Source organism: Roseobacter sinensis (genome assembly GCF_025755255.1).
GTDB lineage: Bacteria > Pseudomonadota > Alphaproteobacteria > Rhodobacterales > Rhodobacteraceae > Roseobacter > Roseobacter sinensis.
The window spans coordinates 244,484-257,643 of sequence record NZ_JALIEB010000003.1 but is presented as its reverse complement, the minus strand read 5'-3'; the positions used below and the strand labels follow the sequence as shown (position 1 = coordinate 257,643).

The following is a 13,160-nucleotide window of genomic DNA, read 5'->3' as shown; positions in this document are numbered from 1 at the left end:
TATGGCCAAGAGAAGAGACCGGCGCTTCTTCTGGCCGGAAATATCCCGGGGTATGGGGCAGAGCCCCATGAGAAGTTCAGCCGTCGTTGATATCGTGATGCACGACTTTTGCGCCTGAAGACTGCTTGCGAAACGCCAGCCGCAGCCCGATCCAGGCCAGCAGGGAAAGGCCCGCAAAGGTGGCGAGAAGGGCCGGGGCGCCGAGACCGGGGACCACGAAGATCACAATCACCATGGCCAGCGCGCCCAAGGCGAAGCCAAGAAAGATGAAGCCCGGAACCAGCACTTCGATCACCGCGAGCGAGAGCGCGGCGGCGGTCCAGACCCACCAGAGGTTCAGCAACTCACTCATGTGCCACGCCCTTTCAGCATCTTGAAGGCGTCGCCAAAAGCGTCGATCGCCTGGGTGGGCACCACGATGGTCTGTTTGCCCTCACCACCGCCAAGCGCATTGAGCGATTCGACCTGTTTCAGCGCGATCTGGTACTGTGCCGCCTCCAACCCGTTCTCGTTGATCGCCTGGGCCACCACTTGCGTGGCGTAGGCCTCGGCATCGGCGAGGATGCGACGCGCCTTGGCAGTCTGTTCCGACGCATAGAGCTCGGCGTCCGCGGCCAGTTCCACCGCGCGCTTGGCACCTTCGGCCTTGGTCACCTCGGCGCGGCGCGCGCGCTCGGCGTTGAGCTGTTGCAGCATCGCGTCCCGCGTCGCCTGATCGAGGTTCACGTCGAGGATCTCGGCGCGGGTCACCTCGATGCCCCAGTCGTCCACCGCGTCTTCGACGGACGCCTTTATGGTGGTAATCAGCTGCGCGCGGTTGGCCTGCACGTCGTCGAGGTCCATCTTGCCGATCTCGGCGCGCACGATGCCGGCGACGGTGGTGGCGATGGCGGCATCCACGTCGCGGATACGGTAAACAGTGCGCTCGGGTTCGGTGATGCGGTAGAAGACCGAGGTTTCCACCTGCACCAGCACATTGTCCTTGGTGATCGCGTCCTGGCTGGCGTTGGGCAATTGGCGTTCCAGGATCGAGATCTCATGCGCCACGCGGTCGATGAAGGGCACGATCAGGTTGATCCCAGGCCCGAGCACGGAGCGCAGCCGGCCGAACCGCTCGATCACGTATTTCTCGGACTGCGGCACGATCTTCACCGCCTTGACGATCAGGACAATGAAGAGGGCCGCCAGCAGCAAAAACACCAGCGAGCTTTCGATCAGCGAGACGATAAGGGTTTCGATATCCAAGGTGGGGTCCTTCTTTCATTGGCCTCACGTATTTGTGAGCAGCCGCGCATAAGGTCAAGCGGAGGGTTGTCCGAATTCGGCCCTCCGCTGGTCGGCGCCTGATGAGCGCTTCGGCGCGTTGTGATCAGCGATCCAGCGCTCGACCGTGTAGAGCGCACTTGAGTTAAGATAACTTTGACTGTGTTGCAGCGTTGGGCGTTTTGCGGCCTTCAGCGGATCTGAACGCGTGTCATGTTCGTGGACGATCACAAGGTTCCAGTCTCCGATAGGAGCGGGTTCCGCAAAAAATTCGAGATGCGCATTGGCCAGCGCCATTTCGCGCCCGGTGGTTATCGCGAGCAGCGAGAGCAGCGCAAGGACAGGGAACAGTAGGAGGCTCATGGCAAAAACGGCGGGGACGGTCACCAGGACCTCTGCCCTCGAGGCAAATCCATAGACAAGAAACAGGATGACCGCTCCGGCGAGCAGCAGAAGTCTGACGGCCACGGAGGTGTCGCTGGGGTCGACCTTACCCATGAGCGAAATCACGAATATGGCGGCGAACAACAAAATTCCGCTCCAGAGAAAGACCCAGCGATGGGGTTCGAGGCTCACACGTGTCTGTTCGACGCGCTGATCCGCGGCGGCGAGCATGCCAAGCGGCACCTGAAGCACCATCTGGGTTGCGCGGCTGATCAGATTGGCGGCGGCGATGCCCATGGAGGCTTCGTCGGCGATCATCCGCAGCAGCAATACGTTTTTCGAGGGCATGCGCGGGACCTGGGTCTCGTCCATCAAATCGTCGGCGATGCGGCGGCCGGCGCGCGAGGCAGCCATTGCGACGACCACCGAGAGGGCCACCGCGCCGATCAAAGAGGCCACAGCCCACCAGGCTTGGGGCGGTGTCCCAAGCCAGAGGTTTAGTGCGCGCAAGGCAAACACGCTCAGGAAGAAGGGCGCCAGGAGGCTGCAGAACTCGAGGATCGGGAGCGCAGGCCGCGGTCGCAGAACGAGGAAGGGGGTCGACAGGCAGATCAGCTGGCAGCGCGCGCCCAGCTCAAAGTCGCGCGACAGCGCCTGCATCGCGATGTTGCCGCCGTGGCTGTGCGCGATCACCAGATGCCGCCGGTCAGGGTGGCGTTTCAGCGAGCGGGTCACACGTCGATGCAGGTCGTCGGAAGCGGCGCGGCGGGCGGCGACCGAATTGCGGCCCGACCACAGGATGGTGTGGAACGCCACTGGCCCGCCGATGCCACGCATGACAGCGTCGCGCAGGGGGGAGCCCGGCTGGGTCCAGGCCGCCCCTCTGGCGAAGGTGCCGTGCAGCAGAAAGACCGAGGCCACCGCGTCCGAGGGTTGTCGTGGTTCGGTGACGTCATTCGGCGCCTTCCGGGTGGCCCAGAGGCGCCGCAGCCAACGGACCGTCTGCACAATCAACACCGCGACAATCGCGATGAGATAGGGCGTTCCCAGAAAGAACAGCACCCAGACTTGTGTGGGAAGGTCGGTCATGCGGGCATCGCGAGCAGCCTTGTCGAGCGTGTCTGCCAGTCTGCGTCGGACGTCTGTTTCTGGCAACGGGTTCGATCTACCGGGCTTGGCGGCGCCGGACAATTGAGGCAAAGGGGCGGAATGACGTTTTCCTTCGATCTCAAGGCCACAGACGGCAAGGCGCGGACGGGGCTGATCTCGACCCCCCGGGGGGAGATCCGCACGCCGGCCTTCATGCCCGTGGGCACGGCCGCGACCGTGAAGGCGATGTTACCGGAGAGCGTCGCTGAGACCGGCGCCGATATCCTGCTGGGCAACACCTATCATCTGATGCTGCGCCCTACGGCAGAGCGGATCGACCGGCTGGGCGGGCTGCACAAGTTCATGAACTGGGAGCGGCCGATCCTGACGGATTCCGGCGGGTTCCAGGTGATGAGCCTGGCCGATCTGCGCAAGCTCACCGAGCGCGGCGTCACCTTCAAAAGCCATATCGACGGCTCGAAGCACGAGATCACCCCGGAGCGCTCGATGGAGATCCAGCGGCTTCTGGGCTCGGATATCGTGATGTGTTTCGATGAATGCCCGGCGCTGCCTGCGGACCGGGATCGGATTGCCGAATCGATGCGGCTTTCCATGCGGTGGGCGCAGCGGTCGCGGGACGCCTTCGGCGACCGGCCGGGGCACGCGCTCTTCGGCATCCAGCAGGGCGGGCTGGAGGAGGATTTCCGCGCCGAGAGCGCCGAAGCGCTGCGTGCGATCGGGTTCGACGGCTATGCGGTGGGTGGTCTGGCTGTGGGTGAAGGGCAGGCGGCGATGTTTGGCTGTCTGGACTTTGCGGCCGATCAGCTGCCCGAGGACAAGCCGCGGTACCTGATGGGGGTGGGCAAGCCCGATGACATTGTCGGCGCGGTGGCGCGCGGCATCGACATGATGGATTGCGTGCTGCCGAGCCGGTCGGGGCGCACCGGGCAGGTCTTCACCCGGCGCGGCGTGGTCAATATCAAGAACGCGCGCCACGCCGACGATCCGCGCCCGCTCGATGAGGATTGCCGCTGCCTGGCCTGCCGCAGCTATTCCCGCGCCTATCTGCATCACGTGTTCCGCAGCCAGGAGATCATCTCGTCGATGCTGCTGACGTGGCACAATCTGACCTACTATCAGGACCTGATGCAGCAGATGCGCAAGGCCATAGCAGCGGGGCGGTTCGACGCATGGCAGACGGCCTTTCATACCAGCCGTGCACAAGGCGATCTCGCGCCGCTGTGATGCGCCAGTCCCGGCGTTTTTTTAAGCCTTTCCTGCCCGGCTTAAGACAAGCTTAACCTCCGCACGCCTATGAGGAACGCAACAGAGTTGGAGGTGCCTAGATGTCGTCGAAATCCGAAATCCGCTTGCAGGATGGAGAGATGACACAGGACCGCAAGCTGCATCAGATCCTGTCGCAGATCACGCCTCTGCCCGTCGCCGCCATCCAGGTGCTGCTGTATCATCTTGACGCCGGCTCCGAGGGCGCTGATCATATCACTCCGGCAGGTTTCTCCGAGGCCGCAGGCACCATTCAAAAGGCCGCGCATGCCTTGAAAACACAGCTGCCGGAGCATCTGGCCGCGCAGAAAGCCACCCTTCCGAAGGAACTTTCCGAGGATCTCGGGCGCCTCACCAAGGCGGTCGACGAGCTGCTGCACATCACCGTGCGCTGCACGATGTCGGACGAGGAGATTCGCGGATTCCAGCCGGCCGCCGATATGTATGGCCTGTGCGTCACGCGTGTGGCGGAAGGCGGTGTGACCTTTGTCGATGCGCTGCGGGTCTTTTTCCTCGATCTTGCCGACAAGGGCCGCGCGGACGTGAGTGATCACACCAGCGCCATTGCCATGGAAATCGGCAAGATCGGGCGCGTTATCAACATGGTTGCCACCAATGCCTCGATCGAGGCGGCCCGGGTTGGTGATGCGGGTAAGGGGTTCACGGTGATCGCAGATGAGGTCAAGACACTCTCATCGCGGGTATCGTCGCTCTCGGTGTCCCTGACGGACAATCGGACCGCGCCGTAACAGCGTTCCGAGAGGCCAAAAGGGGCGATTGAAGGCTTGTGCTTCAGGCGTTGTCTGGCCATGCTGGCACAAGCCGAAACAACGGTAAGGTTGATTTCGGGGGGGACGTGCCCCACGTTAATCATTCGATCCCGGAGATGGTCGAGCGTTGCTGCATATGCGGGACCAGAACCATCTTGCCAAGAACAAGGATAGAGCATGCAAGAGCCTCTGAACGCTTCTTACCCGGTATTGCCGCTGCGCGATATCGTGGTTTTCCCCCATATGATTGTGCCGCTCTTCGTGGGACGCGAGAAATCGGTCCGCGCACTCGAAGAGGTCATGTCGGACGACAAGCAGATCCTGCTGTCGAGCCAGATCGATCCGGGCGTGGACGATCCCGACAGCGACGGCATCTACAAGGCCGGTGTGCTGGCCAATGTGCTGCAACTGCTGAAACTGCCCGATGGCACCGTGAAGGTGCTGGTCGAGGGGCAGGCGCGGGTGCGCATCACCGAGTATCTCGACAACGACAGCTTCTTTGAGGCGCGCGCGGAATATCTGACCGAGATGCCAGGCGATCTGGCCACGACCGAAGCACTGTTGCGCACCGTATCGGATGAGTTCGAGCGCTATGCGAAAGTCAAGAAAAACGTTCCGGAAGAAGCGCTTGCGGCGGTCGGTGAAAGTACCGAACCGGCGAAGCTTGCCGATCTGGTCGCGGGCCATCTCGGCATCGAAGTGCATCAGAAACAAGACCTGCTCGAGACACTCAGCGTCAGCGAGCGGCTGGAGAAGGTCTATGGCCTGATGCAGGGCGAGATGTCGGTGCTGCAGGTCGAGAAGAAGATCAAGACCCGCGTGAAATCCCAGATGGAGCGGACCCAGCGCGAATACTACCTCAACGAACAGATGAAGGCGATCCAGCAGGAACTGGGTGATGGCGAGGACGGCAAGAACGAGGTGGCCGAGCTCGAGGCCAAGATCGCCGAGACCAAGCTGAGCAAGGAAGCCAAGGAAAAGGCCGAGGCGGAGCTGAAAAAGCTCAAGAACATGAGCCCGATGTCCGCCGAGGCTACGGTGGTGCGCAACTACCTCGACTGGATGCTGTCGATCCCCTGGGGTGTGAAGAGCCGGGTGAAGAAGGATCTGGGCCGCGCACAGAAGGTTCTGGACGACGATCACTACGGTCTCGAAAAAGTGAAGGAGCGCATCGTCGAGTATCTCGCGGTGCAGCAGCGCTCGAGCAAGCTGAAGGGCCCGATCATGTGCCTTGTCGGCCCTCCGGGCGTGGGCAAGACCTCGCTCGGCAAGTCGGTGGCAAAGGCCACCGGGCGCGAGTTCATCCGCATCTCATTGGGCGGCGTGCGCGATGAGAGCGAGATTCGCGGGCACCGGCGGACCTATATCGGTTCGATGCCGGGCAAGATCATCCAGGCGCTGAAGAAGGCGAAGACCACCAATCCGCTGATCCTGCTCGATGAGATCGACAAGATGGGGCAGGACTTCCGCGGGGACCCTGCGAGCGCCATGCTGGAGGTGCTGGATCCGGAACAGAACTCCACCTTCGTGGATCACTATCTGGAGGTGGAATATGACCTCTCGAACGTGATGTTCCTGACCACGTCGAACAGCTACAACATGCCCGGCCCGCTGCTCGACCGGATGGAGATCATCCCGCTTGCCGGCTACACCGAGGACGAAAAGCGCGAAATCGCCAAACAGCACCTGATCCCGAAGCAGATCAAGAACCACGGGCTGAAGGCGAAGGAGTTCGAACTGGACGACAGCGCGCTCACAGAGATGATCCGCACCTATACCCGCGAGGCCGGCGTGCGGAACCTCGAGCGCGAGATCGCAAAGGTGGCGCGGAAATCGCTGACCAAGATCATCAAGAAGGAGGCCGAGACGGTCACCGTCACGGACGAGAACCTCGATGAGTTCCTGGGCGTGAAGAAGTACCGCTATGGTCTCGCCGAGAAGGAGGATCAGATCGGGGTCGTGACCGGGCTGGCCTATACTTCGGTGGGTGGCGAGCTGCTGAGCATCGAGGCGCTGCGCCTGCCGGGCAAGGGCCGGATGAAGACCACCGGCAAGCTCGGCGATGTGATGAAGGAATCGATCGACGCGGCCTCAAGCTACGTGCGGTCCATCAGCCCGCAGATCGGGGTGAAACCGCCGCAGTTCGACAAGATCGACATTCACGTGCACGTGCCCGATGGCGCGACGCCCAAGGATGGGCCGAGTGCCGGGTTGGCGATGGTGACGTCGATTGTCTCGGTGCTGAGCAAGATCCCGGTCCGCAAGGACATTGCGATGACGGGCGAGGTTTCCTTGCGCGGCAACGCGATGCCGATTGGCGGCCTGAAAGAGAAGCTGCTCGCGGCGCTGCGCGGCGGAATCACGACGGTGCTGATCCCCGAGGAGAATGCGAAGGACCTGCCCGAGATCCCGGACAACGTGAAGGACGGGCTGGAGATCATCCCGGTCGACCACGTCTCGGATGTGCTCAAACACGCGCTGGTGCGCACGCCGGAGCCCATCGAGTGGGATCAGGAGGCCGAGGAGGCCGCCGCCGCGGCTCTGGCCAGCAAGCCCGAACCTGGAGGAGACGCGGCAGCGGCGCACTGAGCCTGTCGTGAACCGCATTGGGCGCGCAGGGGTCTGCGCGCCCTTTTCTCTAGCTGTGGCCTAACAGCTTTCGATTCCGGTATCCCAGTGAAACATGCGCCGGAACGGATTGTCGGCGGAATTGACCGGGCGGAAGCCGCGGCTGCCGATCTCGCTCGACAGTTTGAACGGGATGCCGAGGCGATCCACGGTCAAGACACCTGTGTCCTCGCTTGTCGTATAGTGGAAATCATAGACCCACTCGACATAGTGGTCGCGTGTCCATGCAGTGATTTCAAAGACTTCGACGTGATCTTCCGTAAGCGTGAAGGTGCCGCTTTCCCCGTCGGCCGGCGATGAGAAGTCTACAACTGGCGTCGCCAGGTCGAAATCGACGACCGCCTTTCGGATGGCATTGAAACCGATACCACACCCGCCTTCTGCGAGGTACCAGCCATGTTTGGGCTCGGTGCGTTCGAGGATGCGCGGTACGATGTCGGTGACCACCACAGGTGTTTCGAGCGGGGTGCGCAGTTCGATCCGCACGGCGTGAAATGCCGTCGCGATATCGCTCCATTGCCCAAGTTTCTGCCGATACGCCGGATAGATCGCGTCTTCCCGTGTCAGGTCGTCGATTGTCCGGTCCGGGTCCGTGACGAGCGGCGATGTCACAAAGGCCGCGCCGCCGAAGGGATCCGGTCCTTCGACCAGCAAACGGGCGGACAAAGGTTCAGGAGGCGGGAATGGATCTTCGATGACGATGGTGCGCTCGAAAGTGTCCCGTGTCACCGTGAAGGCATAAGTCCCCAGAGCAGCGAAAAACGCGACCACAGTCGCGACGACGATCTTTCTCCATGACAGTCCTTCGTCAGCTGGCATCACTTGTTCCGCTGTATCTTGGGTTGAGCGAATGCTCCAAAGATGCAGTTTATCATGTTGAAGAAGCGAAATCTCTACGGTATTACCCCGGATATGGGTGATTAGCTCAGTGGTAGAGCGCTTCGTTCACATCGAAGATGTCAGGAGTTCAAATCTCTTATCACCCACCATTCCGCTTCTGAGGCAGAGACGAGCTATGCCCAAGTTGCGCGGGCGGGGGCCGCTCGGGGCCGTCAATCGCACGTGACAGTCGCGCCGCGCTGTGGCAGATCGGCCTGCACCGATCATCACGAAAGACGACGACCCCGCGTGTATCCTCCCTTGTACATCCTGCGCCACGGGCAGACCGAATGGAATGCCCAGCACCGCATCCAGGGCGGGCTCGACTCGCCCCTGACGCCGCTCGGGCAAGAACAGGCGCGCGCGCAACGACAGATCCTGCAGGCGCAAACCCTCGACGGGTTCCGGGCCTACGCGAGCCCGCAGGGCCGCGCGGTCCAGACTGCCGCCATCGCGCTGGAAGGCCTGTTTCCGCAGATCGAGACCGATGCGCGGCTGGCCGAGATCGGCGTTGGTGCCTGGGAGGGCCTCCAGCGCAGCGAACTGAAGATCGATGGTGTCGTCGACGAGAGCGAAGAGAGCGCGTTGCACCTTTACAACCGTGCGCCGGGCGGCGAGGGCTTCGTGGCGCTGCGGGCGCGCTGCCGGGCCTTCCTCGGGACCCTTCAGACGCCGTCAGTGCTGGTGACGCATGGCATCACCTCCCGCATGCTGCGGCTCATTGTTCTTGATCGGGATCTGAGCGAGATCGGGATGCTGCCGGGCGGGCAGGGGGTGATCTATCATCTTGAAAACGGGGCCATGCGGCAGCTTTCAATAGGGGGTTGAAGCAGCGCCTCACATTGGCTAAATCGCACGGGACGGGTCGTTAGCTCAGTTGGTAGAGCGCTTCGTTTACACCGAAGATGTCGGGAGTTCGAGCCTCTCACGACCCACCACGTTCATCACCGATCGAGCCGGTTGGGCATAAGGGCGCCGACAAGGACACGTGACGGCATGCCTCGGCCTGCGTCGGGGCTGCCACAAACTGTGCCTTGCCAAGCGCCGGGCCCTGTGATTCATCCTTAAGGAATAGGCAAAGTGTAGTTGCGATCAGGAAGGGTCAAACGGATGTGTGTGAGAAAGGCAAGTGCGGCGCGCAGGGGCGCCAGGGTGCATCAGCAGACGGACGCGGCGGTTGACGCGCTTGTCAGTCACTTGCGCAGCTTGCCACTGTCGGACCGGTCGAGCCGGGCGCTTGGCGTCGCATCCCAGCTGATCGAATTTGCCGCGTTCGAATTGGCTGGCCGGCAGTCCGCAGATGACGTGGCCGACCTGATCGATTGCGCAGCCCGCATGGATTTCGCCTCGAACGACGTGCAAGGCGCCTCGATGATCGAAAGCGCGTCGATCCCGCAGCGGCGGCTTCAATAGCCGAACGCGTAGGTTTCATTTGCCTCAGGTTTTAAAACAGATTTCCCAAACTACCTTGGGTTGACAGGTGCCCATTGTTTAAGGAACAGTGAGAAAGGTACTTCGGGACGAGAATGGGGACGACGGCAAACACATCGAAAGATCCCGTACCGGGAAAACGAATTGCGGCCCCGAGCGGGGCCGGTTTGTCGAGGTGAAGATCTGGCGCGTTGAAGTTTGGTACTGCGCCATGGCATATTTGAAAGCGGACACGACATGACCGTGCCCACGGATGACATTCCCGCTGAGGTTGTGGACCTGTCAACGGCTTTCGCCGCTCTGGATACGTTGCCCAATGCCGAGAAGGTGCGCTACGCGATGCAGATCGCGGCGCAATACCTCGAATATGCGGCCTTCGAGATGGCGCTGGAGCAGAGCGCGGGCGATGTGTCCGAGATCATCCATATGGCAGCGCGGCTTGATCAGGCCGCCCGTCGGATCGATCAGCGGTCCGTGGGCACCCCCGGCCACGACATGCGCAAGATCTGACATCAATCCGATTGCATCGATGCGGCCACGGGCTAGTCTCTGACCTGGCACGAACAGGAGAATGCACGATGAGCTGGAACCCCGCCCTCGACCCGGATTGCCCGACCGGGGATATGGTCGATGCCATCGAGACGGTGATCGTGCCGCGCGCCCATGATCTGGGCGGATTCGAGGTGCGCCGGGCGCTGCCCGCACCAAAGCGCCAGATGGTCGGACCCTTCATCTTCTTCGACCAGATGGGCCCGGCGGAGTTCGTGACCGGCAAGGGGATCGACGTGCGCCCGCATCCCCATATCGGGCTCGCCACTGTGACCTATCTCTACAAGGGCAAGATCCACCATCGCGACAGCCTCGGCACGGACCAGTGGATCGAGCCCGGGGCGGTGAACTGGATGGTGGCGGGGCACGGTATCACCCATTCGGAGCGTACGGATGGGGAGATCCGCGAGCGGCCGCACGATCTCTTTGGCATCCAGACCTGGGTCGCCCTGCCCGAAGCGGCCGAGGACGCGCCGGCCGCCTTCGAGCACGCGCCGAAGGACACGCTGCCGTTCCTGGAAGGCGAGGGCAAGGAGGTGCGCCTGATCCTCGGCACGGCCTATGGGGAGGCGGCGCCTGTGAAGGTCTATTCCGAGACCTTCTATGCGGATGCGGTGTTGCAGCCGGGGGCCCGCATTCCCCTGCCGGACGATCACGAGGATCGCGGCGTCTACGTGGTGTCTGGCGCGATCACCGTGGCGGGCGACACCTTCGAGGCCGGCCAGATGATGGTCTTCCGCCCCGGCGACCGGATCACGCTCACGGCAGGCGATGCGGGTGCGCGGCTGATGCTGCTGGGCGGTGCGACGCTGGAGGGGCCGCGGCACATCTGGTGGAACTTCGTGGCCTCCTCGAAAGAGCGTATCGATGCGGCCAAGGAAGCATGGCGCGCCGGAGACTGGGCGCACGGGCGGTTCCAACTGCCGCCGGGGGATGATGCCGAATTCATCCCGTTGCCCGACCGCTAAGGCCCGCATGTGATCTGGCCCCGGCTGCAGCAGGTGGCGCTGGCGCCCGTGCTCGCGGTGCAGGCGGCACAGGTGGTCCGCCGGACACCGCGGCTGCCCGAAGCGGCTGGCCCGCGCGAGGGCGTGGCCGGGCAGGGCGACCCGCTTCATGTGCTCATCCTTGGCGATTCGTCCGCTGCCGGTGTGGGTGTCGACTGCCAAGACGCGGCGCTGAGCGGACATCTCGTGCGGGCCATCGGCGCAAGCTACCGGGTGTCCTGGCAGCTGATCGCGCGCACGGGGTGGACCACGGGCAGGCTCCACAGGGTCTTGCGACAGACGAGGCCCAGACCTTTCGATATCGCCGTGACCGCCTTGGGCGTGAATGACACCACGCGGCTGATCGGGCCCGCGCGCTGGCGCGTGCAGACAGCCGAGCTGCACGCTCTGTTACGCACGGCCTTTGGGGTCCGCCGCATCTATGCGACGACAGTTCCACCGCTCGAGCATTTCCGCGCCCTACCGCGCCCATTGAACCTGGTGCTGGGGCAGCATGCTGCACGGCTGCGCAGAACGCTGGAGGGTGAGGTGGCCACCGCGCCCGATCTACGCCTGATCGCGCCGGATTGGGGCCTCGATCCGGCACAGATGGCAGCGGACGGGTTCCACCCGGGGCCGGAGATCTATCGCGGCTGGGGCCAATTTGCCGGGCAGGTGATCTTGCAGGACCTGCGCGACCGGCCACTGTGAGCGCGCGGGCGTCTTCGTCGCAAGGCGCGGGCCAAAAAATTCGCGCGCCAGGCCCGGTACCCGCTTGACGCGCCCGATGCGCCCGCCTAAGACGTGCCAACGCGCCGCCGCCAGGCGCGTGTGCAGCGGGCGGTTGTAGCTCAGTTGGTTAGAGTACCGGCCTGTCACGCCGGGGGTCGCGGGTTCGAGCCCCGTCAACCGCGCCACCGCTGCTCAAGAAGGGACCCTCGGGTCCCTTTTTTTTGGTGCTGCAGGGCGATTGGTCAGTGGATCTTCGACAGGAAACCCAGAAGGGCCTCCACTGTTGCCTCTGGCGACTGATCCACGAAGAAATGCCCCCCTGGGACCGCCGCGTGCCGCATATCGCTGAACCGGTCGGCCCAGGTTCCAGGGACGTCATAGGCCTTGGCCATGGCGCCGTCGGCCCCATAGAGCACCAGGGCGGGGCAGGTGACCCGCCGGTCGAGGTCGGCTGCATCGAGGTCGAAGTCATGGTGCAGCGCCGCGCGGTAGTCCGCGCACATCCCTCGGATCGTCTCGGGGTCGCGCCAGGCGGTGCGATAGGCGTCGAGGGCCTCAGGGGCGAAATCTGACAATTTGGCTGCGCCCCAGCCCAGAAGGCAGCTTTCGAAATAGGCGTCCGGATCGTGACCGATCATGGTTTCGGGAAAGGGGGAGGGCTGGGCGAGGAAGAACCAGTGATAGTAGGCCGTCGCCACCTGCCGCGTGAGCTGATCCAGCAAAAGATGTGTCGGCACGATATCCAGCACGGTGAGGCTCAGCACCCGCTCGGGCGCGTCCAGCGCTAGGCGATGGCCCACGCGTCCGCCGCGGTCATGGCCCGCGACGTGGAACCGGTCAAACCCCAGCTGCCGCATCAGGGCCAGCTGATCCGCCGCCATGTGGCGGAAGCTGTAGGGGGCGGTACCCTCGGGTTTGCTGCTCGCGCCATAGCCACGCAGGTCCGGGGTGATCACGGTAAACTGCGCCGCAAGCTGCGGCGCGACCGCGTGCCACATCATATGGGTTTGCGGAAACCCGTGCAGCAGCAAAAGCGGCGGCCCACTCCCCGCGATCCGGTGACAGATGCGCTGCCCATGCACCTCCGCGACGTGCGGGGCGGACCACCTGCTCACCTGCGCCTCCGTTCGAGCAGGCAGGTGGGGTGGGCTTCAGGCCACCCCCG

Annotated in this window: 13 protein-coding genes and 3 tRNA genes; 11 read left to right on the top strand and 5 right to left on the bottom strand. The window is 63.4% G+C overall.

All coding sequences use genetic code 11. The features are described 5' to 3' along the window. Nucleotides 1-76: 76 nt before the first annotated feature. The 3 genes from MUB52_RS06505 to MUB52_RS06495 are packed head-to-tail and all read right to left on the bottom strand — an operon-like array spanning nucleotide 77 to nucleotide 2,736. Nucleotides 77-352: an NfeD family protein gene (locus MUB52_RS06505; protein ID WP_263843384.1), complete on the bottom strand. Its 276-nt coding sequence runs from the start codon at nucleotides 350-352 to the stop codon at nucleotides 77-79. After that, nucleotides 349-1,245: an SPFH domain-containing protein gene (locus tag MUB52_RS06500; RefSeq protein WP_263843383.1), complete on the bottom strand. Its 897-nt coding sequence runs from the start codon at nucleotides 1,243-1,245 to the stop codon at nucleotides 349-351. The genes MUB52_RS06505 and MUB52_RS06500 overlap by 4 nt, the downstream gene beginning before the upstream one ends. Nucleotides 1,246-1,299: 54 nt before the next feature. Then, a complete protein-coding gene (locus tag MUB52_RS06495) occupies nucleotides 1,300-2,736 on the bottom strand; it encodes an esterase/lipase family protein (RefSeq protein ID WP_263843382.1) in 1,437 nt (478 codons plus the stop codon). 120 nt (nucleotides 2,737-2,856) lie between these two features. Here MUB52_RS06495 and tgt point away from each other — a divergent pair, with 120 nt between their 5' ends. The 3 genes from tgt (at nucleotide 2,857) to lon (ending at nucleotide 7,379) form a co-directional block, all read left to right on the top strand. After that, nucleotides 2,857-3,981: a tRNA guanosine(34) transglycosylase Tgt gene (gene tgt / locus MUB52_RS06490; protein ID WP_263843381.1), complete on the top strand. Its 1,125-nt coding sequence runs from the start codon at nucleotides 2,857-2,859 to the stop codon at nucleotides 3,979-3,981. Between the two features lie 101 nt (nucleotides 3,982-4,082). After that, complete coding sequence (locus tag MUB52_RS23970) at nucleotides 4,083-4,769, top strand: methyl-accepting chemotaxis protein (RefSeq protein ID WP_318527404.1); 687 nt, start codon at nucleotides 4,083-4,085, stop codon at nucleotides 4,767-4,769. Between the two features lie 198 nt (nucleotides 4,770-4,967). Beyond that, entirely contained in the window at nucleotides 4,968-7,379 is a 2,412-nt protein-coding gene (gene lon, locus MUB52_RS06480) for an endopeptidase La (RefSeq protein WP_263843380.1), read from the top strand. A gap of 60 nt (nucleotides 7,380-7,439) precedes the next feature. Here the strand turns inward: lon and MUB52_RS06475 are convergent, their stop codons facing one another. Then, nucleotides 7,440-8,237, bottom strand: coding sequence for a hypothetical protein (locus MUB52_RS06475; protein WP_263843379.1), 798 nt, complete (start codon nucleotides 8,235-8,237; stop codon nucleotides 7,440-7,442). Between the two features lie 95 nt (nucleotides 8,238-8,332). Between MUB52_RS06475 and MUB52_RS06470 the strand changes: the two genes are divergently transcribed. The 8 genes from MUB52_RS06470 (at nucleotide 8,333) to MUB52_RS06435 (ending at nucleotide 12,180) form a co-directional block, all read left to right on the top strand. Then, a tRNA-Val gene (locus MUB52_RS06470) sits at nucleotides 8,333-8,407 on the top strand. Between the two features lie 139 nt (nucleotides 8,408-8,546). Next, the gene (locus tag MUB52_RS06465; RefSeq protein WP_263843378.1) at nucleotides 8,547-9,125 is read left to right on the top strand and encodes a histidine phosphatase family protein; all 579 of its coding nucleotides are present in this window, start codon (nucleotides 8,547-8,549) and stop codon (nucleotides 9,123-9,125) included. A 34-nt stretch (nucleotides 9,126-9,159) separates the two neighbouring features. Continuing rightward, a tRNA-Val gene (locus MUB52_RS06460) sits at nucleotides 9,160-9,235 on the top strand. A gap of 214 nt (nucleotides 9,236-9,449) precedes the next feature. After that, the gene (locus MUB52_RS06455; protein ID WP_263843377.1) at nucleotides 9,450-9,710 is read left to right on the top strand and encodes a hypothetical protein; all 261 of its coding nucleotides are present in this window, start codon (nucleotides 9,450-9,452) and stop codon (nucleotides 9,708-9,710) included. Nucleotides 9,711-9,965: 255 nt separating this feature from the next. Further along, on the top strand, nucleotides 9,966-10,238 hold the full coding sequence (locus MUB52_RS06450; protein ID WP_263843376.1) for a hypothetical protein: 273 nt from the start codon (nucleotides 9,966-9,968) through the stop codon (nucleotides 10,236-10,238). Between the two features lie 68 nt (nucleotides 10,239-10,306). Further along, entirely contained in the window at nucleotides 10,307-11,245 is a 939-nt protein-coding gene (locus tag MUB52_RS06445; protein WP_263843375.1) for a pirin family protein, read from the top strand. Between the two features lie 9 nt (nucleotides 11,246-11,254). Continuing rightward, nucleotides 11,255-11,974 carry an SGNH/GDSL hydrolase family protein gene (locus MUB52_RS06440; RefSeq protein ID WP_263843374.1) on the top strand — a complete coding sequence of 240 codons (720 nt, stop codon included), beginning with the start codon at nucleotides 11,255-11,257 and terminating at the stop codon, nucleotides 11,972-11,974. A 129-nt stretch (nucleotides 11,975-12,103) separates the two neighbouring features. Next, nucleotides 12,104-12,180: transfer RNA gene (locus MUB52_RS06435), tRNA-Asp, on the top strand. A 57-nt stretch (nucleotides 12,181-12,237) separates the two neighbouring features. On the opposite strand, the gene MUB52_RS06430 is transcribed toward MUB52_RS06435, so the two are convergent. Further along, entirely contained in the window at nucleotides 12,238-13,110 is an 873-nt protein-coding gene (locus tag MUB52_RS06430; protein WP_263843373.1) for an alpha/beta fold hydrolase, read from the bottom strand. Between the last annotated feature and the right edge of the window lie 50 nt (nucleotides 13,111-13,160).